Origin of the sequence: Streptomyces sp. NBC_00667 (assembly GCF_036226825.1) — a bacterium.
Lineage (GTDB): Bacteria > Actinomycetota > Actinomycetes > Streptomycetales > Streptomycetaceae > Streptomyces.
Genome location: NZ_CP109022.1, coordinates 1,445,937 through 1,468,619 on the forward strand (window position 1 = coordinate 1,445,937; position 22,683 = coordinate 1,468,619).

Sequence of the window (22,683 nt, forward strand, 5' to 3'; positions counted from 1 at the left end):
GGCTGACCAGCGCGAATATCAGGGGCGCCGGTCCCGGCCCGCGCATACGATCGGCGGTCCACACCGGATGGGGAGGGCACATGGGAGTGGGGACGCAGCAGCAGGCGGCAGCGGGCCGGGCCGCGGCGGCGGCCGTGCTGCGCGGCGGACGCCTCGGGATCGGGGGCGTCCGCCGCCCTTGCCTGCCGCGCAGCTGGACCGCCTTCGACACGGAGATCCGGCGCGGCCGCTTCGCATGGTGCCCGGAACCCGGCGCCGCCTCCAGGATCGAGGTCCGCCTCTGCCACCCCGACGGCCGGATCCGCCTCTCCGCGCTCGACGACCCGCGTCCCCCGCTCCCGCTCGTCGCGATCCGGTGCGCCGACTGGGTCCCGGCGGTACGCGAGCGGGCCCGGCAGGTGCTCGCGCAGGCGCTGGCCGCCGATCCCGCGCGCACGCTGGTCGACCTCACCCCGCTGGTCCTGCTGCTCGCCCGGCGTGAACGGGGCCGCTGGGCGCGCGACCTCTTCGAAGGAGCCCTCGGCGCCGGGGACCCGGTCCTCGCCCCGTGGTGGCGCCCCGAGCGTCCCGGGCGGTGGTGGCGCCCGGCGCGGGCCGCGCGCACGATGACCGGCGAGCAGCCCGACACGGTCCTCGGCTGGCTGCGGCGCAGCGGCGACCTGCCGACCCGCCGGTTCGCCGCCCGCATCACGCTCGCCGCCGGACTGTTCGACGGACGGGAGCTGGCCCGGCGGGCGGCCGGGGAGCGGGATCCCGCGACGGCCCGGCTCTGGGCGGATGCCGCCCTGGCCGCCCTGGCGGCCGACGGCCCGGACGACGAGGCGGTCGACGCCCTGCTCGGCGGTCACCTCCCGACGGTGCGGGCGGGCGGGGTCACCGCCCTGCGCCGGGCCGGGCGCTGCGCCGAGGCGGCCGGCCACCTGGCCGACCGCTCCGCGCTGGTCCGGGCCTGCGCCCGCTGGCTGCTCAAGCAGGCCGGGGCCGACCCGTACGCCCACTGCCGCGCCCTGGTCGCGGACCCGGAGCGGGTGAGCCGGTACGCCGTCGCCGGTTTCGCCGAGTGCGCCCGGCGGGCGGACGCGCCGCTGCTGCGCGGACTGCTGGACCACCCCGTCGACGCGGTACGGGCCGCCGCCGTCGCCGGGCTGCGCACGCTGGACACCGTCGACGCGGACCTGCTGCGGCCCCTGCTCGACGACCCGTCGGCCGCCGTCGCGCGGGAGGCGTCCCTCAGCCTGGCCCTGATCGCCGAGCGGCTGCCCGCCGACTGGCTGCTGGAGCGGATCGCGCCCGGCCGCCCCGTGCACACCCGCCGGGCCGCCTACCGGGTGCTGCGCTCCCGCGGCGGCGCCCTCGCGCTGCGCGCCTCCGTGCAGCTGCTGGCGGACGCCGACCCGCGGTTGCGCCGGGCCGCCGCCCAGCGGGTGCACGGTCCGCGCTCCCCCGGCCTGCCTCCACCGCCCGCGCCCCTTGCGCCCCGTACCGTCTGACACGTGCTGCGTACCGCGCTCCTCGCCGCCCCACTGGTCGTCACCACCCTGCTCCCCCAGGCCGGTCCGCCGCTGCCGGACCGGCTCGCCGACACCGGCGGGGGCAGCCAGCTCATCGTGGCCGTCGCGCCCACGGCGGGCTCCAGCTCCGGGTGGCTGACCTGGTGGGACCGGCGCGCGGGGCGGTGGTACGAGGAGGGGCGGGCTCCCGCCCGGTTCGGGGCGAACGGGCTGGCCGAGGGGGCGAGCCGGGTCCAGGGCACGAACACCACCCCGGCCGGGCTGTACGACCTCCCGTACGCCTTCGGCCTCGCGCACGCCCCGGCGGCCACGGAGTACCCGTACCGCAGGGTGTCGGACCGCTCCTGGTGGTGCCAGGACAACGCCTCGGGGAGCTACAACCGCTGGGTGGAGTCCCTGCCCGCCGACTGCGCTCCGGGCGAGGCGGAGCACCTGGCCGCCTACGGGCAGCAGTACGCGCACGCCATGGTCATCGGCTTCAACTACGACCGGCCGGTGCGCGGCCGGGGCGCGGGCATCTTCCTGCACGTCAACGGCAAGGGCGCGACGGCCGGTTGCGTGTCCGTCCCGAAGCGCGCCATGCGGGCGGTCCTGCGCTGGGCGAACCCGCGCAGGCACCCGCACATCGTGGTCGGTACGGAGTCCGGGGCCCTGGCCGTGACCCGCTACTAGCCCGTCCGGACCCTGGGCCGTCGGTCGGGCGGGATCCGCAGCAGAGGGCCCGGCCCCGGCCCTGTCAGCTTTCCTTCTGCGCCAGCCTCAGCAGGTGGTCCGCCAGGGCCTGGCCGCCCGAGGGGTCCCGGCTGATCAGCATCAACGTGTCGTCCCCGGCGATCGTGCCGAGGATCGACCGGAGTTCGGCCTGGTCGATCGCCGAGGCGAGGAACTGGGCCGCGCCGGGCGGGGTGCGCAGGACCACGAGGTTCGCGGAGGCCTCCGCCGAGATCAGCAGTTCCCCGGAGAGGCGCCGCATGCGCTCCTCCTTCGCCGACTCGCCGAGCGGGGCCTGCGGGGTGCGGAAGCCGCCCTCGCTGGGAACCGCGTAGATCAGCTCGCCGCCGGTGTTGCGGATCTTCACCGCGCCCAGCTCGTCGAGGTCGCGGGAGAGCGTCGCCTGGGTGACGCTCAGCCCGTCGTCGGCGAGCAGTTTGGCCAGCTGGCTCTGCGAGCGGACCGGCTGCCGGTTGAGGATGTCCACGATCCGGCGGTGGCGGGCGGTGCGGGTCTGCGGGACGGACTGGCTGCCGTTCTGCTCGTGTTCCTGCGCCTGACTCATCGTCGTCTCATTCCCCGGTTCGTCCGTCCCCATCGGCCTCGTCGGCCCCATCGGCCGCGTTCGCCGCGGCCTGGGCCGCGTCGAGGACGCCGGGCAGCGCCCGGACGAACGCGTCCGCCTCGGCCTCGGTCAGTACGAACGGCGGCATGAGCCGTACGACATCGGGGGCGGGCGCGTTGACCAGGAAGCCGGCGTCCTGGGCCGCCTTCTGCACCTGCGGTGCGAGCGGCCCGGTCAGCACGATACCCAGCAAAAGGCCCGCGCCACGGACATGGGAGACCAACGGGTGGCCCTTCCCGCCGCACAGGCCCTCGATTGCGGAGCGCAGCCGTTCCCCCCGCGCCTTGACCTGGTCCAGCAGCCCGTCCGTGGCGATGGTGTCGATCACGGCGAGGCCGGCGGCGCAGGCGACCGGGTTGCCGCCGAAGGTGGTGCCGTGCTGGCCGGGCCGGAGCAGGTCGGCGGCCGGGCCGAAGGCTGCCACCGCGCCGATCGGCAGCCCGCCGCCGAGGCCCTTCGCGAGCGTGACGAGGTCGGGCTCGACGCCCTCGTGGGCCTGGTGCTCGAACCACTGTCCGCAGCGCCCGATGCCGGTCTGCACCTCGTCGAGGACGAGCAGGGTCCCGGTCGCCCGGGTGATCTCGCGGGCGGCCCTCAGGTACCCGGCCGGCGGTACCACCACTCCGTTCTCGCCCTGGATCGGTTCGATGACCACCAGCGCCGTCTCCTCGGTGACGGCGGCCCGCAGGGCCTCCACGTCGCCGTAGGGGACGTGGGTGACGTCGCCCGGCAGGGGCAGGAAGGGCGTCTGCTTCGCGGGCTGGCCGGTGAGCGCGAGCGCGCCCATGGTCCGGCCGTGGAAGCCGCCGTCGGTGGCGACCATGTGGGTGCGCCCGGTGAGCCGGCCGATCTTGAACGCGGCCTCGGCGGCCTCGGCGCCGGAGTTGCAGAAGAAAACGCGGCCGGGACGGCCGAAGAGCTGGAGCAGCCGCTCGCCGAGCGCGAGCACCGGTTCGGAGGCGTACAGGTTGGAGACGTGGCCGAGGGTGGAGACCTGCGCGGTCACCGCCGCGACGACCGCCGGGTGCGCGTGCCCGAGGGCGTTGACGGCGATGCCGCCGACGAAGTCGGTGTACTGCTTGCCGTCCGCGTCCCAGACCTGCGCGCCGTGGCCGCGTACGAGGGCCAGCGCGGGCGTGCCGTAGTTGTCGGTCAGCGCCCCCCGCCAGCGGGCCGCGTACTCCTGGTTGCCGGTCGCGCCGGACGTGCCGGTCATTCGGGTTCCCCTCCCTGTGCGTCGGGCACGACCATGGTGCCGATGCCCTCGTCCGTGAAGATCTCCAGCAGGATCGAGTGCGGGACCCGCCCGTCGATCACGCGGGCGGTGCTGACACCGCCGCGGACGGCGTGCAGGCAGCCCTCCATCTTGGGCACCATGCCGCTGGACAGCTCGGGCAGCAGCTTCTCCAGCTGGCTCACCGTCAGCCGGCTGATGACCTCGTCGCTGTTGGGCCAGTCCGCGTACAGGCCCTCGACGTCCGTGAGGACCATCAGCGTCTCGGCGCCGAGCGCCGCGGCGAGCGCGGCGGCCGCCGTGTCGGCGTTGACGTTGTACACGTGGTGGTCGTCGGCGCTGCGCGCGATGGAGGAGATGACCGGGATCCGGCCGTCCGCCAGCAGGGCCTCGATCGCGCCGGTGTCGATGGCGGTGATCTCGCCGACCCGTCCGATGTCGACGCGTTCGCCGTCGATCTGCGGGCTGTGCTTGGTGGCGGTGATGGTGTGGGCGTCCTCGCCGGTCATGCCGACGGCGAGCGGCCCGTGCTGGTTGAGCAGCCCGACCAGCTCGCGCTGGACCTGCCCCGCCAGCACCATCCGTACGACGTCCATCGCCTCCGGGGTGGTGACGCGCAGGCCCGCCTTGAACTCGCTGACCAGGCCCTGCTTGTCGAGCTGGGCGTTGATCTGGGGGCCGCCGCCGTGCACCACGACGGGCCTCAGCCCGGCCTGGCGCAGGAAGACGACGTCTTGGGCGAAGGCCGCCTTGAGGTCCTCGTCGATCATGGCGTTGCCGCCGAACTTGATGACGACGACCTTGCCGTTGTGCCGGGTGAGCCAGGGCAGCGCCTCGATGAGGATCTGCGCCTTGGGCAGCGCGGTGTGCTTGCGCGCGGTTCCGGTGCCGGGCTGCCCGGCCTTGTCGGCGCTCATGAGCTGTACGCGCTGTTCTCGTGGACGTACTCGGCGGTCAGGTCGTTGGCCCAGATCACCGCGGACTCGGAACCGGAGGCCAGGTCGGCGGTGATGCGGACCTCGCGGTCCTTCATCGAGACCAGGTCGCGGTCCTGGCCGACGCTGCCGTTCTTGCAGACCCAGATGCCGTTGATGGCGACGTTGAGCCGGTCCGGGTCGAAGGAGGCCTTGGTGGTGCCGATCGCGGAGAGCACCCGGCCCCAGTTGGGGTCCTCGCCGTGGATGGCGCACTTGAGGAGGTTGTTGCGGGCGATGGACCGGCCGACCTCGACCGCGTCGTCCTCGTTCACCGCGCCGATGACTTCGATGCGGATGTCCTTGCTCGCGCCCTCGGCGTCGCCGATCAGCTGGCGGGCGAGGTCGTCGCACACGGCCCGTACGGCCTCCGCGAACTCCCCGTACGCGGGCACCTGGCCGGACGCGCCGGAGGCGAGCAGCAGCACCGTGTCGTTGGTGGACATGCAGCCGTCGGAGTCGATCCGGTCGAAGGTGGTGCGGGTGGCGGCGCGCAGCGCCTTGTCGAGGGTGGCGCTGTCCAGGTCGGCGTCGGTGGTGAGGACGACCAGCATGGTGGCGAGGCCCGGGGCGAGCATGCCCGCGCCCTTGGCCATGCCGCCGACCGTCCAGCCTCCCCCCGTGACGACGGCCGTCTTGTGGACGGTGTCGGTGGTCTTGATGGCGATGGCGGCGGCCTCGCCGCCGTCGGCGCAGAGGGCGGCCGCCGCCGTGTCGATGCCCGGGAGCAGCTTGTCCATGGGGAGCAGGACGCCGATCAGCCCGGTGGAGGCCACGGCGATCTCGCCGGCGTTGTGTTCCGCGCCGGGACGGAGCCCGTTCAGCGTGGCCGCCACCTTTTCGGCGGTGGCGTGGGTGTCCTGGAAGCCCTTGGGGCCGGTGCAGGCGTTCGCGCCGCCCGAGTTGAGGACCACGGCACTGACGGCGCCGCCGCGCAGGACCTGCTCGGACCAGTGGACGGGCGCGGCCTTGACGCGGTTGGAGGTGAAGACGCCCGCGGCGGCCAGACGCGGCCCGTTGTTGACCACGAGGGCCAGGTCCGGGTTTCCGTTCGCCTTGATCCCGGCGGCGATTCCCGCCGCCGTGAATCCCTGTGCTGCCGTGACGCTCACTGCATCTCCTTCTTCGTGGTGGCTGCTTTCCGGCCGGCGGTGTTCACGGAGCGACTCCGATCGCCGAGAGCCCGAGCTGCTCGGGCAGCCCGAGGGCGATGTTCATGCTCTGCACCGCACCGCCGGCGGTGCCCTTGGTGAGGTTGTCGATGGCGCTGATCGCGATGATCCGCTGTGCGGAGCCGTCGTAGGCGACTTGGATCTGCGCGGCGTTGGATCCGTAGACCGACTGGGTGGCCGGCCACTGCCCCTCGGGCAGGAGGTGGACGAAGGGCTCGTCGGCGTACGCCTTCTCGTACGCGGCGCGGACCGCGTCGGCGGTGGTGCCGGGGAGGGCCTTCGCGGAGCAGGTGGCGAGGATGCCGCGGGCCATGGGTACCAGGGTCGGGGTGAAGGAGACGGACACCCGCCGCCCCGCGAGCGGGCTCAGGTTCTGCACCATCTCGGGCGTGTGCCGGTGGCCGCCGCCCACCCCGTAGGGGCTCACGGAGCCCATGACCTCGGAGCCCAGCAGGTGCGGCTTGAGCGCCTTGCCCGCGCCGGAGGTACCGGTGGCGGCGACGACCACGGCTTCGGGCTCGGCGAGGCCGGCCGCGTACGCCGGGAAGAGCGCGAGGGAGACGGCGGTGGGGAAGCAGCCGGGGACGGCGATCCGCTTGGTCCCCTCCAGCGCTGCGCGGGCGCCCGGGAGTTCGGGGAGACCGTAGGGCCAGGTGCCGGCGTGCGGCGCCCCGTAGAAGGCGTCCCAGTCGGCGGCGTCCTTGAGCCGGTGGTCGGCGCCCATGTCGACGACGAGCACGTCCTCACCGAGCTGCGCGGCGACGGCGGCGGACTGCCCGTGCGGCAGCGCGAGGAACACGACGTCGTGCCCGGCGAGCACGTCGGGGGTGGTCGCCTCCAGCGTCCGCCCGGCGAGGGGGACGAGGTGCGGCTGCAGCGCACCGAGCGGCTGCCCGGCGTTGGTGTTCCCGGTCAGCGCGCCGATCTCCACCTCGGGGTGCGCGAGCAGCAGGCGCAGCACTTCCCCGCCCGCGTACCCACTCGCCCCGGCCACCGCTACACGTACCACCATCGGACCTCCTCCTCGATGGCATGACTATACGGTTCACCGCAGTTTTATGCAAAGCCGTCTGCCGCGGTCGGCTATCCCTTGCGGGCACGGAAGGCGGCGGCCTTCGTGCGGTTCTGGCAGGCGGTGGAGCAGAACTGGCGGGCCGCGTTGCGGGAGGTGTCGACGTACACGCGGTCACAGCGGTCGGCGCGGCAGACGCCGAGGCGGCCCGCGAGACCGCCGCCCACCGCCAGGGCCAGGGCGGTCGCGCAACTGGCGCTGCATCCCGCGGCGAAGGAGTCGTTCGCGCCGTGGAAGTGCACCTGCCAGGGCCCGCCTTCGGCGCGGTCCAGCCGGGGCCGGGCAGCGGTGTCGCGCAGCAGGGCGTTCACGGCCCGTGCGGCGGCGTCCGGCTCCGCGTCCTGCATGGCCCGGAAGACCTCGCGCATCCGCCCGGCCGCTTCGGCCATGTACTGCGCCTGCGCGGAGTCGATGTCACGCGGCAGCGAGGCGGCGTGGCGCGATACGGCGGCGTCGATCGCCTGCGGCAGTTCCGCTCCGCGGGGCGCGGCGTAGGGGCGGCCGCGCGATTCCCCGTCGGTCAGCGTGTTCACGAGCGACACGGCCTGCTCCAGCAGTACCGCCACGTGACTGTCGAACATCACTTGACCAGTCACTCCTTCCCTGGCTAGCGTTCCTGTGACTGACATTAGCCGATTCGACAGTTACGCGAGGGGTGGCGGCGTGCCGCGGACCGTATGGCTGCTGGTGGCGGCGCGGGCGATCAACCGGCTCGGCGCCTTCTCCCTGCCCTTCCTGACCGTCCTGATCAGCGCGGAATTCGGCGCCGGCGCCACCACCGCCGGCCTGCTCTGCGCCGCCTTCGGCCTCGCGACCATTCCCTCCCGGCTGGCCGGCGGCCGCCTGGCGGCCCGCCTCGGGCGCCGCCGCACGATCGTGCTCGGCCTGACGGGGTGCGCCCTCGCGCAGCTGGGGATCGCGGCCGCCGGCTCCCTGGCCGCCGTGGCGGCCTTCGCGATCCTGCTCGGCCTGGCCTTCGAGCTGTACGAGCCGCCGAGCCAGGGCTTGATCGCCGACGCCGTCGGGCCCGCCGAGCGGGTGCGCGCGTTCGGCCTGCTGAACGCCGCGCTCGCCGCGGGCGGCACCGGCGCCGGACTGATCGCCACGGCCCTGGGCCGGTGGGACCTGCGCTGGCTGTTCGTCGCCGACGCCCTCACCTGCCTGGCCTGCGCACTGCTCCTGCGCATCGCCCTGCCCGCCGACCGCCCCCGCCGCGCGTCCGCCCGGACCGGCCGGAGCGGGGAGCCGGGGCGGGAGCCGGAGCCGGGGCGGGAGCCGGAGCCGGTCCGGCCGTGGCGGGACCGGGCGCTGTGGGCCGTGTCGGCGGCCGGCACCGTCTTCGCGCTGGTCTGCCTGCAGATCGTGGTCGCGCTGCCGCTCACCCTGCCCCGCATCGGCCTTGCCCCGGCCGACGCGGGGCTGCTGTTCACCGCCTCGGCCGTGACCGCCGTCGCCGCCCAGCCGGTGCTGCGCCTGCGGCGTCCGGCCGCGCTGCCCGCCTCGGCGGCCCTCGCCCTCGGCTACACGCTGATGGCGGCCGGCCTGGCCGGCTACGCGGTGGCGCACACGCTGCCCGCGCTCCTGGCGGCCACCGTCGTGTGGAGCCTGGGCGAGGTGCTCGTCATGGGCCGGGCGTTCAGCGTCGTGGCGGACCTGGCGCCGCCGGGCGCAACGGACCGCTACCTCGCGGTGTACGGGACCAGTTGGGGCATCGCCACGACCGCCGCCCCGGTCACCGCCACCCAGCTCCTCGCCCACGCCGGGGCCGCCGCCTTGTGGGCCGGCACCGCGGGCCTGTGCCTGGCGCTGGCGGTCGTCCAACTCCTCGTTGTCGGCCCGCTCGTCAGCCGCCCGCAACCACCCCGCCGACCGGCGGCGAAGGCGACCGCACGGGCCCGCTCCGGCCCCCGGGGATGAGCGCGGGGCCGCCGAGATGCAGGGCACCCCGTTCGGACGCACACTGGGCATGGCCCCGCCGCAGTGGCCGGCCCAGCCGGGCGGAGTTCCTTCGGGTTCCCATGGGGAGGCTCTCGTGCTCTTCGCAGCCCTGTGCGTACCGGTTCTGATGATGCTGTTCCTGATCGGGATGGGCGCGTTCGAAGACCTGCTCTCCGGGCCGGACCCCGAACCCGTCGAGGTGACCGCAGAGCAGGCGTCCGAGGCCTGAGGCGCGCTACCCGAGCGGGTGGCGGACCCACACGTTCGGCTCGACGTACACCGCGTGGTCGTGCTGCGGTTCGCAGTGGACCGGGACGAGCGCTCCGGGCACCCGCACCGGTCCCGGCGCGTCGAACGGCAGGCCCGTCCACTCCCGCCACTGCGCGAGCGAGCCGCTGATCGTCATGGACAGCGGAGCCACCGAGTCGATGACGGCACCCGCCCGCACGTGCACCCGCAGCCACGGGTCGCAGGGCAATCCGTCCTCGCGGGTGCGGAACGCGTACTCCTCCATCGGGGTGTCCGGCTCGGCCGGTTTCCCGTTCGGCCGGACGGGCGCCACCACCTCCGCGAAACCGTGCGCGCGGGCGTTGTCCCGCATCGCGGCGAGCATCAGGGGGGAGAGGCCCTGGCCCTGCCGGCCGGGGGCGACCGTTATCTCGATGGCGCTGACCGTGTCGGGCCGGGTCCCGTCCCGCCGGTCCGCGCAGGCCCACATGAGAACCTGGTCCCAGCCCCGCACGGGCAGCGCCCCACGGCCGTCCGCGTGCAGGGCGAAGGGCACGCTGAACGCGCGGGCGACCACCTCGTCGCCGTCCGTGGCGATGAACACGTACTCGTTCAGCTCGGCCACCATCCACGGGTACAGCAGCGAGGAGACGGGGTCTTGACGGGCGAACTCCGGCCAGGGGTTGGCCATGTCCCAGAGGCGGCCGGTCAGTTCGGGCCGCTGCGCGAGGGTGGTGATCAGGATGCCGGTCATGCCCGCAGGCTAGGACGCACCCGTGTCCCCCTCAAGCGCTTTACGCCCCGCTGCCGTTCGGGCCCGCCGTCCCCGAGCCGTCGCGCAGCCGCCGCACCGCCTCGGTCAGCTCCGCCGCGGCCGCGACCCCGGCGAAGCTGAGGCGGACGTACGGGCCGGGCGGCTCGGCGCAGAAGTAGGGCCGGCCGGGGGCGACGGCCACACCGGCCCGCAGCGCGGCCGCCGCGAAGGCGGTGTCGTCGACGCCCTCGCCCGGCCGGGCCCACAACTGGTAGCCGCCGCGCGGCAGGTGGGGCACCTCCAGGGCGGGCAGCTCCCGGCGCAGCGCGCCCGCGAGCACCTCCCGGCGGTGGCGCAGCTCGGCGGCGACGGCGCGCAGGTGGCGCGGCCAGGCGGGTGCGCCGACCAGTTCGAGGGCGGCTTCCTGGAGCGGCCGGGGCACGAAGAAGCTGTCCACGACCTGGATGGCGCGCAGCCGGTCCAGCACCGGGCCCCGGGCGGCCAGCGCCCCCACCCGCATGCTGGGCGAGGTGACCTTGGTCAGGGACCGTACGTGGACCACCACCCCGTCCTCGTCCTCGGCGGCGAGCGCAGGGGGCAGCGCTCCGGCGTCCTCGTGGGCCAGCGCCCGGGCGTAGTCGTCCTCGACCACGAAGGCCCCGGCGGCCCGCGCGATCCGGAGCACCTCGCGGCGCCGGGCCTCCGTCAGCACCGCGCCGGTCGGGTTCTGGAACAGCGGCTGGCACACGAACACCTGCGAGCCCGTCGCTTCGAAGGCGGCGGCGAGCAGCTCCGGCCGGACCCCCTCGGAGTCGACGGGGACCGGCACGGGCCGGCACCCCGAGGCGCGGGCGATCGCCAGCAGGCCGGGGTAGGTCGGCGACTCCACGAGGATCGGGGCCCCGGGCGGCGCCAGCGCCCGCAGGGCGGTGGTCAGCGCGCTCTGGCCGCCCGCGGTGATCAGGACGTCGGCCGCGGTGAGGACGCGGGCCGCGCCGCCGATCTCCCGGGCGAACCAGTCGCGCAGCTCGGGCAGCCCCTCCACGGGCGGCCGCCCCCACGCGCCCGGCCTGCGCCCCGCCCGGGCCAGGGCCGCCGCCATGGCCCGCTCGGGCTGGAGCGAGGGGTGCAGGTAGCCGCTGTGCAGCTCGATCACCCCGGGCGGCGGCGCAGCCAGGGTCACCAGCACCCCGGAGGCGTCGACGGAGCGGGGTACGACGTCCCCGGCGCCCTCGGCAGTGAGGGTGACCTCCTGCCACGAGGTGTCCCCGGGTGCGGGGGCCGACGTACGGGGCGGCGCGCGGAACACCCCGGCGCCGGGCCGGGTGACGACCAGCCCTTCGGCGGCGAGCTGGGCGAGGGCCCGGGAGACGGTGACGGGGCTGACCCGGTAGCGCTCCACCAAGGCCCGACTCGACGGGAGCTTTCCCCCTATCGAGTAGCGGTTCAGCTCGGCTCGCAGGGATTCTGCCAAGGCCGCCACACTGCTACGCTCGTACATGACAGCACAGAATAGCGCTACTCTCGCCTCTCCGATAGCGGTCCGGGGATCGGTGAGGGGCGGAACCGCACTGGCGGCGCTCGGCGTCACCGCCTTCTCCCTGACCTTCCCCGGCACCGCCTGGGGCCTGGAGAGCTTCGGCCCCTGGTCGCTCGTCGCCCTGCGCGGCGTCCTGGCGGCGCTGGTGGCGGGCGGCTTCCTGCTCGCCCTGCGCGTGCCGCTTCCCGCGCGGGAGCACTGGGGCGGGCTGCTGGTGGTCGCTGGCGGGGTCGTGGTCGGCTTCCCGCTGCTGACCACCCTCGCGCTCCAGACCTCCACCACCTCGCACGCCGCCGTCGTCGTGGGTCTGCTGCCGCTGACCACCGCGGTGGTGTCCTCGCTGCGCACCGGCGCCCGGCCGTCGGGCCGCTTCTGGGCCGCGGCCGTCACCGGAGCGGTGGTCGTCCTCGCCTTCACCCTCGGGCAGAGCGGCGGCTCCCTGTCGACCGGCGACGTGTACCTGTTCGGCGCACTGCTGGTGTGCGCGGCCGGTTACACGGAGGGCGGCCGGCTGGCGCGCGTGCTGCCCGGCTGGCAGGTGATCGGCTGGGCGCTGGTCGTGTGCCTGCCCCTCGCACTGGTGGGTTCGGCGGTCGGGCTCGCCCACGAGCCGGTGCACCTGAACTGGCACGGGCTGGCCGGGCTGGTCTGGGTGGCGGCGGGGTCGTCCTTCTTCGGCCTGTACGTCTGGTACCGGGGCATGGCGGAGATCGGCGCCGTCCGGGCCAGCCAGCTCCAGCTCGCCCAGCCGCTGCTGACCCTGGTCTGGTCGGTGGCGCTGCTGGGCGAGCGGCTGTCGCCGGCCGCGCCGGTCGCCGCCTGCGCGGTCCTGGTCTGCATCGCAGTGACCCAACGGGTCAAATAGGTACCTGTCGGCCTAAACTGCTAGCACGGATCGGACCGCCACCGAGGAGGTCAGCTATGCGCGCGACCGAGGGCGACCAGCTGGTGCAGCACGGCAGGATCGTGGGCCAGCACGACAAGGTCGGAGAGATCACGCAGGTCCTGGGGGAGAACGGCACACCTCCCTACCGCGTCCGCTTCCAGGACGGACACGAGGCCGTGATGTCCCCGGGCCCCGACTGCGTGGTCAAGCACCCGACCGAAACCACCCAGTGACCCCTCCTTCCCCCGTCTCCTGAAAGACCCTGCTGAGCCCGAGCCCGTCCGCAGCCGGGTCAGCGCGGCGGCACCGGCGTCGGATAGTGATCGGCGACCACCCGGGCCATCGCCCCGTTGGGGTCCGCGACCACCTGCTTCGCCGAGAAGTAGACGTGGCCGCGGACCTCGGGGCAGCCCTTGGCGAAGCTCACGTGCCGCGACAGCTCCGCCGGATCCCGCCAGGCCTCGGTCGGACTGTCGGCGTCGCAGCGGTACAGCGCCTCCCCCACGTACAGGCTCACCCCCGTCCCCGCGACCGTACGGGCCCACCACGGCACGATCTCGGCGTAGTCGGCGGTCGGGTGCCCGAGCTGCCAGTAGGCCTGCGGCACGATGTAGTCGAGCCAGCCCTCTTTCACCCACTTGCGGGTGTCCGCGTACAGGTCGTCGTACGTACTGACTCCCGCGCGGGTGCGTGAGCCCAGCGGGTCCACGTCGTCGTTGCGCCAGACGGCGAACGGACTCACCCCGAACCGGGCCGCCGGCCGGATCCGGCGCAGCCGCTCGGACATCTCCCGGACCAGGGTGTCGGTGTTGTCCCGGCGCCAGTCCCCGCGGGAGTCGAACGAGCCGCCGTACTCCTCGAACGCGGCGTCGTCGTCGAACTCCTCGCCCTCGGCGGGGTACGGGTAGAAGTAGTCGTCCCAGTGCACCCCGTCCACCGGGTAGCGGGCCACGGCGTCGGCCATGGCGTCCTGCACGAACGCCCGCACCTCGGGCATCCCGGGGTTGTAGTACAGCTTCCCCCCGTACGGGACCACCCACTCGGGGTTGCGGCGGGCCGGGTGGGTGTCGGCGAGCCGGTCGGGGTCGGTGTGGTTGGCCACCCGGTAGGGGTTGAACCAGGCGTGCAGTTCCAGCCCCCGCTCGTGCGCGGCGGCGACCGCCGTACCCAGCGGGTCCCAGCCGGGGTCGCGGCCCTGGGTCCCGGTCAGCCACTGTGACCAGGGCTCCGGGGGCGAGGGCCACATGGCGTCCGCCGCGGGCCTGACCTGGAGGATCACGGCGTTCAGCCGGCGCTCCACGGCGGTGTCCAGCAGGGACAGCAGCTCCGCGCGCTGCCGGTCGGCGGACAGGCCGGCCTTCGAGGGCCAGTCGACGTTCTCCACGGAGGCGATCCACATGGCCCGGAACTCCGCCGGGCCGGCCCCGCGGCGCCCGCCCGCGGCCGCCCGCGCGGCCCGTGCGGCCCGTGCGGCCCGTGCGGCCCGTGCGGGGCCCGCCGCCGCCTGCGCGGCCAGCAGGCCCGCCGCTCCCGCCAGTAGCCTGCGTCGTCCGATGTGCGCCATGTGACGGCTCCGTTCCGTTCTGTGACATCGCTCGCGTTCGCCCAGCATGCCCGCCCCGGGCCGCCACCCGGTGGAAGGTCGGGGGTAACGTCGTGGGGCGTGGCGGGCGCCGGGCAGCAGTTACCACTGCCGAGCACGGGGGACCCGCCGACGGATGAGCAGCGAAAGGCACGAAGTGACTGACCTCCCTTCCGACATCGTTCGAGTCGGCGTAGTGGGCTGTGGCCAGATGGGCGCGGGTATCGCCGAGGTGTGCGCCCGCAGTGGCCTTGAGGTCAAGGTCGCCGAGACCACGGGCGAGGCCCTGGAGATCGGACGTACCCGGCTGTACAACTCCCTGACCAAGGCCGCCGAACGCGGCAAGATCAGCGAGGAGGAGCGGGACGCCACCCTGGCCCGCCTCACTTTCACCACCGACCTCGGCGAATTCGCCGACCGTGACCTCGTCATCGAGGCCGTCGTGGAGAACGAGCAGGTCAAGACGGAGATCTTCCAGGTCCTGGACCAGGTCGTCACCCGCCCGGACGCGATCTTGGCGTCCAACACCTCCTCGATCCCGCTGGTCAAGCTGGCCGTCTCGACCTCGCGGCCCGACCAGGTGATCGGCATCCACTTCTTCAACCCGGCCCCCGTGCAGCAGCTGGTCGAGCTGATCCCCGCGCTGACCACGGGCGAGGAGACCGTCAAGCGGGCCGAGGCCCTGGTGCGGGACGTGCTCGGCAAGCACGCGATCCGCGCCCAGGACCGGTCCGGCTTCGTGGTCAACGCGCTGCTCATCCCGTACCTGCTGTCGGCCATCCGGATGTTCGAGTCCGGCATCGCCAGCCGCGAGGACATCGACAACGGCATGGAGCTGGGCTGCGCCCACCCGATGGGCCCGCTGAAGCTGGCGGACCTGATCGGCCTGGACACCGTCGCCTCGGTCGCGGACAGCATGTACGCCGAGTTCAAGGAGCCGCTGTACGCCGCTCCCCCGCTGCTCCAGCGGATGGTCGACGCCGGCCGCCTCGGCCGCAAGACGGGCGCGGGCTTCTACCCGTACGGCTGACCGCTCACCCCAGGCGCAGGTGGCGCAGCAGGAGCAGGCCGGCCGCCATGTTGGCGGCCGGTACCTCGCCCCGGGCGATCATGTCGGGGACCTGTTTGAGCGGGACCCAGGCGCGGCGCGAGGATTCGAAGCCGTCCTCCGGGTGGCCGGTGTACGTGGCTCCGTCGGCCCAGTAGAGGTGGTGGCGGGCGTCGGTCAGCCCGTTGGAGGGCTCGACCGTCATCAGGTGGTGCAGGGGGCCGGGCCGCCAGCCCGACTCCTCCTCCATTTCGCGGGCGGCCGCGGCCGCGACGTCCTCACCGTCCTCGACCACCCCCGCGGGCAGTTCCCAGCCCCAGCTGTCGGTGATGAAACGGTGGCGCCACAGCAGCAGCACCTCGTTCGCGTCGTTGACGGCCGTGGCCGCGGCGACGGGCCGCAACCGGATCACGAAGTGGTCCAGGTGCCGCCCGTCGGGGAGTTCCACATCGGCGAGGTTCACATCGAACCAGCGGTTCTTGTACACGGTCTGCTCACTCAGGTTCGTCCACTGCACGGCTTTGCCACCTTCTTTTCGAACGGGTGGCAACATGGCAGCAGTCGGGGGCGTCACAGGGGAACGCGCAGCGCCCCGTCGATGAGGCCCGCGGTCTCCTCGGCGCCCGAGCAGCCGCTGGTCAGCAGCTGCTCGCGGACCGCGCGCAACCGGTCGCGCAGCCGCAGCGACTCCATCCCCTTGGCCCGCTCCGCCATTTCGGCCGCCGACGCCACCGCCCGGTCCGCCTCCCCCTGCCGCAGCTGGATCTCGCACAGCATGGCGAGCCGGTGGACGCGCCCGCGCTCGTGTGCCGGAGTCCCGGCGGCCGCCGCCGCCTGCTCGTGCGCGGCGTCGAGGTCGCCGAGGCTGAGCAGCGCCTCGGCCACCTGTACGTTGACCAGCCCCGGCTGTACGTATCCGGTCTCGGCCGGCTCCGCGCCGGGGCGGATCCGCTCGGCTGCCGCCTCCGCGTGCCGGATGCAGGCCAACGCGGCCGCGCCGTCGCCGAGCCGGGCGTAGGCCTTGGCCTGCATCGCGTACAGATCGGCGGCCAGGGCCGGGGTGGTGTGCCGTCCGGCGGAGCGCAGCGCGGCCTCGGCGAAGGCGACGGCCTGCCGGTGGTCCCGCAGGTGCAGCGACTGGTTGACGAGCAGCGCGATCACGTACGCCCCGAGCCCCCGATCACCGCTGGCCTTCGCGAGCCGCAGCGCCTGGTGGAAGTACCGCTGCGCGAGGCCGTGGGCGTCCGAGTCGTACGCGCAAATTCCCGCAACGGCCACCAGCGACCCGGTCGCCCGGTGCAACTGCCGCCCGAGGGCGTCGGGGTAGCTCCCGCGCAGCATGGGCGCGGTCTCGCTGCCGAGGAAGCGCACGATGCGGGAACGGGTGGCGAGGCCGCCCGAGCGGCGGTACATCAGCTCGTAGTGGGCGCGGGCGGCACCGAGGATCTCGATGTGCTCGGGGCCGATGCGCTGGGGGCCCTCGCGGGACACGTCGCAGTCCTCGGGCGGGTTCTCCCACTCCCAGACCGGGATCACCGCGGGCGTCCCCGTGAGCGCCGCCACGGCCGCCGAGCGGGAGCGTCCCTGCTCGTCGGCCCGCCACAGCGCGGCCGCCCGGTCGACGAAGCCGCTGAGCGGGGTCGGGTGGGACGCGGGCTGCCCGGGCGGGCCGAGCCCGGCGTCGTCCAGCGAGACGGGCCGCCGCAGCCGTCCGCCGAGCACCTCGCAGATCAGCTCGGGCACCTGACCGCGCGGCCGCTGCCCCTTCAACCAACGGGAGACGGCGGTGTGTTCGTAGCGCAGCGCAAGTCCGCGGGACCGGCCCGCCTGGTTGACGTGCGCGGCGAGACCGGCGTGGGACATTCCCGCCTCGGCGAGGAGGGCGTCGAGCAGGGCATTGGGCTGCATGGGGCCCCTCCAAGGGCTCGTCCCGCTCAGGCTAGTGGGTGCGGGGTTCACACGGGGTGTGAACCGAGTACGCGCATAAATGCGATACGCACCCTGCCGCGGGGGTGCCCGGGGGCGCTTCACTTAAGGGCCTCGCCAAGAGGCCGCCCGGGTCGTCGGCTCCCCCTCGTACAGTGCGACGACCCGGCACCGCGCCGCCCGTCCTGTTGTCTGCCCGACACTCCACGGCAGGCGGGCGGCGCGCCACGGTTCCTGCGGGCGCCCGGTTGGTCGCCGGGCCGCGCGGGGGCCGGGGCGACCGCGCACCGGGCCCATCCACCGGGACCCGGTGCGCCGTCCCGCCCGGGGATGCCCACTCTCCCGACACGGGCTCCGCCCGGACCTGCGCCTCAATCGCCGGCGGGGCTGAAGGAACCAGCCCCGCCGGCGATTGGTGGCGGCGGCGCGGCCGCAGAGCCCGGCAGAGCACGGGAACGGGTGAGGGGCGCATCCGGTGACCCGGATGCGCCCCTCGTCAAGACCTGCGGCGGCTACGCGCCCCGCAGCACCGCCCCCGCCCGCTCCGCGGCCAGCGCCACGGCCGCGTCACGCGCCGCCGTCGACTCCTCCGCCGTCAGCGTCCGGTCGGCCGCGCGGAAGCGCAGCGCGTACGCCAGGGACTTCTTGCCCTCCCCGACCTGCTCACCGGTGAACACGTCGAACAGCCGCAGCGATTCGAGGAGTTCGCCCGCGCCCTCGCGCAGCGCCGCCTCTACGGCAGCCGCCGGAACCGAGGCGTCCACGATCAGCGCGACGTCCTGGGTCGCCACCGGGAAGGTGGAGATCCGCGGCGCCCGCACGGCCTCGCCGCCGGCCGCCGCGAGGCGGTCCAGGTCGAGTTCCATCGCGCTGGTCCGCGCCGGCAGGCCCATCGCCTTGACCACGCGCGGGTGCAGCTCACCGGCGTGGCCGATGACCGTCTCCACCCCGTCCAGGGTGACGACCAGCTCGGCGCACCGGCCCGGGTGCCACGGGCCGTACTGGCCCTGGCGCACCACGAGCTCCGTACCGGCCTCGGCCGCAAGCGAGCGCGCGGCCTGCACCGCGTCCGCCCAGTCGGCAGGCCGGCCCTTGCCCCACCAGCCGGCCGCTTCGCGCGCACCGGCCAGCACGACCGCGGCGTACCGCGGCTGGGCGGGCAGGGCCGCGTTCAGCGTGGCGATCTCCTCGTCCGTGGGACGACGGTCGACGGGCAGCCGTACGGCGACACCCGCCCGCTCGCCGGCCAGGAAGACCGAACCGGTCTCGAACAGCGCGAGGTCGTGGCTGCCCCGGCTGTCGTTGCGGCGCAGCGCGCCCAGCAGGCCCGGCAGCAGCGTCGTGCGCAGCGCCGGCTCCTCGTCGGAGATGGGGTTGACCAGCTTGACGACCCGCCGGGCGGCGTCGTCCGCGGGCAGCTGGAGCTGGTCGAAGACGCCCTCGCCGAGGAACGGGTAGCTGAGCGCCTCGACGTACCCCGCGCCGGCCAGCGCGCGGCCGACCCGGCGGTGCAGCTGCTGGCGGGCGGTCAGACCGCGGCCGGAGGGCACCTGCGGCAGGGTCGAGGGGAGGTTCCCGTAGCCCTCCAGCCGGATGACCTCTTCGGCGAGGTCGTTCGGCTCGGCGAGGTCGGGCCGCCAGGACGGGACGGCGACGACGAGCTCGTCCTGCCCGTAGACGTCGCAGCCGATCTCCTGGAGGCGGCGTACGACGGTCTCGCGGCCGTAGTCCATGCCCGCCACCCGGTCCGGGTGGTCCGCGCTCATCGCGATCGTGCGCGGGGCGCCCGGGGCGGTGAGCTCGGTGACTCCGGCCTCGGCGGTACCGCCGGCGAGCAGCACCAGCAGGTCGACGGTCCGCTGCGCGGCCGCGGCGGCGGCCTGCGGGTCGACGCCCCGCTCGAAGCGCTTGGACGCCTCGGAGGACAGCTTGAGCCGGCGGGCGGTGCGCGAGATCGACACGGAGTCGAAGTGCGCGGCCTCGATGACCACGTCCGTGGTGCCCGTGACCTGGCCGGTCTCCGGGTCCGTGACGGAGTCGGCGATCTCGGTGTCGGCGCCGCCCATGACACCGGCGAGCCCGATCGGCCCGCTGTTGTCGGTGATCACCAGGTCCTCGGCGTCGAGCGTGCGCTTGACCCCGTCGAGCGTGGTGAACTTCTCGCCCTGCTCGGCGCGGCGGACGCCGATCGCGCCGTCCAGACGCGAGCGGTCGTACGCGTGCAGCGGCTGGCCGAGTTCCAGCATCACGTAGTTGGTGACGTCGACGGCGAGCGAGATCGGGCGCATGCCCGCCTTCTGCAGGCGGCGCGTGAGCCAGATCGGGGAGCGCGCCTCCGGGTCGAGACCGGTCACCGTACGGGCGGTGAAGCGGTCGCAGCCGGCCGGGTCGTCGATCTTGACGAGGTAGCCGTACGAGTTCGGCGCGGGCACGTCCAGCAGCGCCGGGTCGCGCAGCGGCAGGCCGTACGCGGTGGCGGCCTCGCGGGCCACACCGCGCATAGACATGCAGTAGCCGCGGTCCGGGGTGATGTCGATGTCGAGGACCTCGTCGACGAGCTGGAGCAGCTCGATCGCGTCGGTGCCGACCTCGTGCTCGGGCGGCAGCACGATGATCCCGTGCGTGCCGTCGTCGCCCATGCCCAGCTCCTCGCCGGAGCAGATCATGCCGTGCGAGGTCTTGCCGTACGTCTTGCGCGAGGCGATCGCGAAGTCGCCGGGCAGCACCGCGCCGGGCAGGACCACGACGACCTTGTCGCCGACGGAGAAGTTCCGGGCGCCGCAGACGATCTCCTGCGGCTCACCGGTGCCGTTGGCCTGTCCGACGTCGACCGTGCAGAAGCGGATCGGCTTGCGGAAGCCCTCCAGCTCCTCGATGGTCAGGACCTGGCCGACGACCAGGGGGCCCTTGAGCCCGGCGCCGAGCTGCTCGACGGTCTCGACCTCCAGGCCGGCGTCGACGAGCTTGGCCGCGACGTCGCGACCGGTTTCACCCGCGGGGAGGTCGACGTACTCCCGCAGCCAAGAAAGCGGGACCCGCATCAGATCTCCATCCCGAACGGCCGGGTGAAACGGACGTCACCCTCGACCATGTCTCGCATGTCTTCTACGTTGTGGCGGAACATCAGCATCCGTTCGATGCCGAAGCCGAAGGCGAAGCCGCTGTACTTCTCCGGGTCGACGCCGCAGGCGACGAGCACCTTGGGGTTGACCATGCCGCAGCCGCCGAGCTCGATCCAGCCCTCGCTGGAGCAGGTACGGCACGGGCGGTCGGGGTTGCCCACCGACTCGCCGCGGCACACGTAGCACTGCATGTCCATCTCGGCGGACGGCTCGGTGAACGGGAAGAAGTGGGGGCGCAGGCGCGTGGTGGTGCCCTCGCCGAAGAGCTCCTGGACCATGTGGTCCATGGTGCCCTTGAGGTCCGCCATGGTGAGGCCCTCGTCCACGGCGAGCAGCTCGACCTGGTGGAAGACCGGGGTGTGCGTCGCGTCGAGCTCGTCGGTGCGGTACACCCGGCCCGGGCAGACGATGTAGACGGGCGGCTTGCGCTCCAGCAGCGAGCGCGCCTGCACCGGGGAGGTGTGGGTGCGCAGCACGACGCCCGACTCGTCGCCCTCGGTGCCGGCGGGCCCCTGGACGAAGAAGGTGTCCTGCATCTGGCGCGCCGGGTGGTCGGGCGTGAAGTTGAGGGCGTCGAAGTTGAACCACTCCGCCTCGACCTCGGGGCCCTCCGCGACCTCGTACCCCATGCCCACGAAGATGTCCGCGATGCGGTCCATCAGGGTGGTCAGGGGGTGGCGGGCGCCCGCCGGGACGCGGTCGTAGGGCAGCGTGACGTCCACTGCCTCCTCGACCAGCACCCGTTCGTCGCGCTCGGCTTCGAGCTCGACGGTGCGGGCCCCGAAGGCCTTGTTCACGGCGCCGCGGGCCTGGCCGACGCGCTTGCCGGCCTCGGCCTTCGCCTGGGGCGGCAGGGCGCCGATCTCGCGGTTGGCGAGCGCCAGGGGCGAGCGGTCGCCCATGTGCGCGGTCTTCGCCTCACGGAGCTCGTCGAGGTCGCCGGCGGCCGCGAAGGCGGCGAGCGCCTCGTCCCGCATGCGCTCGATCTCTTCCGGTTTCAGTGCCTCGACCTCGACAGGGTCGTACGACTTGTTCGGTGCCGACATCTCTTCCCGTACTTCCGATGGCTGGCTGGTGGTCCCCGTACGGAACGATCAGACCGATCGATACAGAGACACAAAGGTGCCAAAGCACGAGTCTAAAGGTCGCCGGGGTTGAAGGGGCCCGTGGGCCGCCTGGCGAGACGTTCCGCAGGGTTACTGCGTGAGGTAGGCCGGGGCGGCGACGGGCAGGATAAATCGGAACTCGGCGCCCCCGCCGGGGCCGCGGCCGACCGTGATGGTGCCTCCGTGCGCCTCCACGATGCCCTTGACGATGTACAGGCCAAGGCCGGTGCCGCCGCGTTTGCTGCCCCGCCAGAAGCGGGTGAACACGCGGCCCATCGACTCCTCGGGGATGCCGGGGCCCTCGTCGGTCACGGTGACGGCGGTTCCCTTCTCGGTCTTCCCCGCGGCGTTCGCGAAGGTGGTCGGCGATACGTCGATGGTGACGGTTCCCTCACCGTGGCGCACCGCATTTTCGAGCAGGTTGCCCAGGATCTGGTCGATCTTGTCCGGGTCGGCCCACAGGTCGGGCAGCGGGCGGCTGACCCGTACGAGGAACCGGTCGGGGGCCTGCCCGTTCGCGGTCAGCGCCTGGACGTGCCGGCCGACGGCGGTGGCGATGTCCACCGGCTGCCGGCGCACCTCCAGCCGCCCCGAGTCGATGCGGGAGATGTCCAGCAGCTCCGCGATCAGCCGGGTGACGCGGTTGGCGTCCGCGTCGACGGTCTCCAGCATCAGCAGCTTCTGGTCGTCGGTGAAGCGGCCCCATTTGGCGAGCAGGGTCGCGGTGAAACCCTTGACGGAGGTCAGCGGGGAGCGCAGCTCGTGCGCGACGGTGGCGATCAGCTCGGCGTGGCTGCGCTCGGTGCGGCGCCGCGCCTCGGTGCCGCGCAGGGTGATCACCAGGCGGCGCAGCGGGCCGGTGGGGTGCGTGCGCACGTAGCGGGCGGAGACCAGCACCTCCCGGCCGCCGGGGAGCAGCAGGTTCCGCTCGGGCTGTCCGCGCCGGGTGGCCAGGCCCCCGTACGGGTCCGTCAGCGTCCACCAGCGGCGGCCTTCGAGGTCCTCCAGGGGCAGCGCCCGGTCGATCCGCGCCCCGAGGGCCTCGCCGGGCGCGAGCGCGGTGATCCGGGCGGCGGCGGAGTTGAAGCAGATGACCCGGCCGGTGTGGTCGGCGACGACCAGCCCGTCGGGGAGGTCGTCGGCGTCTATCCCCAGGGCCCCGAGGTCCGCCGGGGCGGCCTGCGCGGGAACGGCGCGGCCCGACGGCCCGGCCTCTCCGGCCGCCGCCGGTGAGCTGTTCGTACCGACGCTCAT

21 protein-coding genes are annotated in these 22,683 nt (G+C 74.0%); 7 read left to right on the top strand and 14 right to left on the bottom strand.

The window, feature by feature from the left end; translation table 11 throughout:
• Positions 1-80: 80 nt before the first annotated feature.
• Positions 81-1,490 carry a HEAT repeat domain-containing protein gene (locus OHA81_RS06975; RefSeq protein WP_329193790.1) on the top strand — a complete coding sequence of 470 codons (1,410 nt, stop codon included), beginning with the start codon at positions 81-83 and terminating at the stop codon, positions 1,488-1,490.
• Positions 1,491-1,496: 6 nt separating this feature from the next.
• Complete coding sequence (locus tag OHA81_RS06980) at positions 1,497-2,183, top strand: L,D-transpeptidase family protein (RefSeq protein ID WP_329202049.1); 687 nt, start codon at positions 1,497-1,499, stop codon at positions 2,181-2,183.
• A 64-nt stretch (positions 2,184-2,247) separates the two neighbouring features.
• Here the strand turns inward: OHA81_RS06980 and OHA81_RS06985 are convergent, their stop codons facing one another.
• From OHA81_RS06985 to OHA81_RS07010, 6 genes are all read right to left on the bottom strand, one after another.
• Entirely contained in the window at positions 2,248-2,787 is a 540-nt protein-coding gene (locus OHA81_RS06985) for an arginine repressor (protein ID WP_329193792.1), read from the bottom strand.
• 7 nt (positions 2,788-2,794) lie between these two features.
• The gene (locus OHA81_RS06990; RefSeq protein ID WP_329193794.1) at positions 2,795-4,063 is read right to left on the bottom strand and encodes an acetylornithine transaminase; all 1,269 of its coding nucleotides are present in this window, start codon (positions 4,061-4,063) and stop codon (positions 2,795-2,797) included.
• Positions 4,060-4,998, bottom strand: a complete 939-nt coding sequence (argB, locus tag OHA81_RS06995; RefSeq protein WP_329193796.1) for an acetylglutamate kinase — start codon at positions 4,996-4,998, stop codon at positions 4,060-4,062. Before argB ends, OHA81_RS06990 begins: the two co-directional genes overlap by 4 nt.
• Entirely contained in the window at positions 4,995-6,167 is a 1,173-nt protein-coding gene (argJ, locus tag OHA81_RS07000; protein ID WP_329193798.1) for a bifunctional glutamate N-acetyltransferase/amino-acid acetyltransferase ArgJ, read from the bottom strand. The genes argB and argJ overlap by 4 nt, the downstream gene beginning before the upstream one ends.
• Positions 6,168-6,210: 43 nt before the next feature.
• Positions 6,211-7,239 (bottom strand): N-acetyl-gamma-glutamyl-phosphate reductase, encoded by a 1,029-nt coding sequence (gene argC / locus OHA81_RS07005; RefSeq protein WP_329193800.1) that lies wholly within the window; start codon positions 7,237-7,239, stop codon positions 6,211-6,213.
• Between the two features lie 71 nt (positions 7,240-7,310).
• Entirely contained in the window at positions 7,311-7,880 is a 570-nt protein-coding gene (locus tag OHA81_RS07010; protein WP_329193802.1) for a CGNR zinc finger domain-containing protein, read from the bottom strand.
• Positions 7,881-7,962: 82 nt separating this feature from the next.
• Between OHA81_RS07010 and OHA81_RS07015 the strand changes: the two genes are divergently transcribed.
• Both OHA81_RS07015 and OHA81_RS07020 read left to right on the top strand, forming a co-directional pair.
• Positions 7,963-9,216, top strand: coding sequence for an MFS transporter (locus OHA81_RS07015; RefSeq protein ID WP_329193803.1), 1,254 nt, complete (start codon positions 7,963-7,965; stop codon positions 9,214-9,216).
• Between the two features lie 115 nt (positions 9,217-9,331).
• The gene (locus OHA81_RS07020) at positions 9,332-9,466 is read left to right on the top strand and encodes a hypothetical protein (protein WP_329193805.1); all 135 of its coding nucleotides are present in this window, start codon (positions 9,332-9,334) and stop codon (positions 9,464-9,466) included.
• A 6-nt stretch (positions 9,467-9,472) separates the two neighbouring features.
• Here OHA81_RS07020 and OHA81_RS07025 read toward each other — a convergent pair whose 3' ends face one another.
• Both OHA81_RS07025 and OHA81_RS07030 read right to left on the bottom strand, forming a co-directional pair.
• Positions 9,473-10,219 carry an N-acetyltransferase gene (locus tag OHA81_RS07025; protein WP_329193807.1) on the bottom strand — a complete coding sequence of 249 codons (747 nt, stop codon included), beginning with the start codon at positions 10,217-10,219 and terminating at the stop codon, positions 9,473-9,475.
• Between the two features lie 40 nt (positions 10,220-10,259).
• Complete coding sequence (locus tag OHA81_RS07030) at positions 10,260-11,720, bottom strand: aminotransferase-like domain-containing protein (RefSeq protein WP_329193808.1); 1,461 nt, start codon at positions 11,718-11,720, stop codon at positions 10,260-10,262.
• On the opposite strand from OHA81_RS07030, the gene OHA81_RS07035 reads away from it, so the two are divergent.
• On the top strand, positions 11,719-12,624 hold the full coding sequence (locus tag OHA81_RS07035; protein WP_329193810.1) for a DMT family transporter: 906 nt from the start codon (positions 11,719-11,721) through the stop codon (positions 12,622-12,624). The genes OHA81_RS07030 and OHA81_RS07035 overlap by 2 nt on opposite strands.
• A gap of 56 nt (positions 12,625-12,680) precedes the next feature.
• On the top strand, positions 12,681-12,878 hold the full coding sequence (locus OHA81_RS07040) for a DUF1918 domain-containing protein (RefSeq protein ID WP_329193812.1): 198 nt from the start codon (positions 12,681-12,683) through the stop codon (positions 12,876-12,878).
• Between the two features lie 59 nt (positions 12,879-12,937).
• Here the strand turns inward: OHA81_RS07040 and OHA81_RS07045 are convergent, their stop codons facing one another.
• Positions 12,938-14,209 (bottom strand): glycoside hydrolase family 10 protein, encoded by a 1,272-nt coding sequence (locus tag OHA81_RS07045; RefSeq protein WP_329193814.1) that lies wholly within the window; start codon positions 14,207-14,209, stop codon positions 12,938-12,940.
• A gap of 154 nt (positions 14,210-14,363) precedes the next feature.
• On the opposite strand from OHA81_RS07045, the gene OHA81_RS07050 reads away from it, so the two are divergent.
• A complete protein-coding gene (locus tag OHA81_RS07050) occupies positions 14,364-15,257 on the top strand; it encodes a 3-hydroxybutyryl-CoA dehydrogenase (protein WP_329193815.1) in 894 nt (297 codons plus the stop codon).
• Positions 15,258-15,261: 4 nt separating this feature from the next.
• Here the strand turns inward: OHA81_RS07050 and OHA81_RS07055 are convergent, their stop codons facing one another.
• From OHA81_RS07055 to OHA81_RS07075, 5 genes are all read right to left on the bottom strand, one after another.
• Positions 15,262-15,792 carry an NUDIX hydrolase gene (locus tag OHA81_RS07055; RefSeq protein WP_329193817.1) on the bottom strand — a complete coding sequence of 177 codons (531 nt, stop codon included), beginning with the start codon at positions 15,790-15,792 and terminating at the stop codon, positions 15,262-15,264.
• Positions 15,793-15,845: 53 nt separating this feature from the next.
• Positions 15,846-17,183, bottom strand: coding sequence for a transcriptional regulator (locus OHA81_RS07060; RefSeq protein WP_329193819.1), 1,338 nt, complete (start codon positions 17,181-17,183; stop codon positions 15,846-15,848).
• A 530-nt stretch (positions 17,184-17,713) separates the two neighbouring features.
• On the bottom strand, positions 17,714-20,242 hold the full coding sequence (gene pheT, locus OHA81_RS07065) for a phenylalanine--tRNA ligase subunit beta (RefSeq protein ID WP_329193820.1): 2,529 nt from the start codon (positions 20,240-20,242) through the stop codon (positions 17,714-17,716).
• Positions 20,242-21,369: a phenylalanine--tRNA ligase subunit alpha gene (pheS, locus tag OHA81_RS07070; RefSeq protein WP_329193822.1), complete on the bottom strand. Its 1,128-nt coding sequence runs from the start codon at positions 21,367-21,369 to the stop codon at positions 20,242-20,244. Before pheS ends, pheT begins: the two co-directional genes overlap by 1 nt.
• Positions 21,370-21,519: 150 nt before the next feature.
• Positions 21,520-22,683, bottom strand: a complete 1,164-nt coding sequence (locus OHA81_RS07075) for a sensor histidine kinase (protein WP_329193824.1) — start codon at positions 22,681-22,683, stop codon at positions 21,520-21,522.

Excerpts from the sequence above, each read along its gene's own strand:
- pheS (WP_329193822.1), bottom strand. The coding sequence starts at position 21,369 with ATGTCGGCACCGAACAAGTCGTACGACCCTGTCGAGGTCGAGGCACTG.
- OHA81_RS07045 (WP_329193814.1), bottom strand. The coding sequence starts at position 14,209 with ATGGCGCACATCGGACGACGCAGGCTACTGGCGGGAGCGGCGGGCCTG.
- OHA81_RS07010 (WP_329193802.1), bottom strand. The coding sequence starts at position 7,880 with ATGTTCGACAGTCACGTGGCGGTACTGCTGGAGCAGGCCGTGTCGCTC.
- OHA81_RS07025 (WP_329193807.1), bottom strand. The coding sequence starts at position 10,219 with ATGACCGGCATCCTGATCACCACCCTCGCGCAGCGGCCCGAACTGACC.
- OHA81_RS07040 (WP_329193812.1), top strand. The coding sequence starts at position 12,681 with ATGCGCGCGACCGAGGGCGACCAGCTGGTGCAGCACGGCAGGATCGTG.
- argB (WP_329193796.1), bottom strand. The coding sequence starts at position 4,998 with ATGAGCGCCGACAAGGCCGGGCAGCCCGGCACCGGAACCGCGCGCAAG.
- OHA81_RS06985 (WP_329193792.1), bottom strand. The coding sequence starts at position 2,787 with ATGAGTCAGGCGCAGGAACACGAGCAGAACGGCAGCCAGTCCGTCCCG.
- pheT (WP_329193820.1), bottom strand. The coding sequence starts at position 20,242 with ATGCGGGTCCCGCTTTCTTGGCTGCGGGAGTACGTCGACCTCCCCGCG.
- OHA81_RS06975 (WP_329193790.1), top strand. The coding sequence starts at position 81 with ATGGGAGTGGGGACGCAGCAGCAGGCGGCAGCGGGCCGGGCCGCGGCG.
- OHA81_RS07035 (WP_329193810.1), top strand. The coding sequence starts at position 11,719 with ATGACAGCACAGAATAGCGCTACTCTCGCCTCTCCGATAGCGGTCCGG.
- OHA81_RS07060 (WP_329193819.1), bottom strand. The coding sequence starts at position 17,183 with ATGCAGCCCAATGCCCTGCTCGACGCCCTCCTCGCCGAGGCGGGAATG.
- argC (WP_329193800.1), bottom strand. The coding sequence starts at position 7,239 with ATGGTGGTACGTGTAGCGGTGGCCGGGGCGAGTGGGTACGCGGGCGGG.
- OHA81_RS07030 (WP_329193808.1), bottom strand. The coding sequence starts at position 11,720 with ATGTACGAGCGTAGCAGTGTGGCGGCCTTGGCAGAATCCCTGCGAGCC.
- OHA81_RS06990 (WP_329193794.1), bottom strand. The coding sequence starts at position 4,063 with ATGACCGGCACGTCCGGCGCGACCGGCAACCAGGAGTACGCGGCCCGC.
- OHA81_RS07050 (WP_329193815.1), top strand. The coding sequence starts at position 14,364 with ATGAGCAGCGAAAGGCACGAAGTGACTGACCTCCCTTCCGACATCGTT.
- OHA81_RS07075 (WP_329193824.1), bottom strand. The coding sequence starts at position 22,683 with ATGAGCGTCGGTACGAACAGCTCACCGGCGGCGGCCGGAGAGGCCGGG.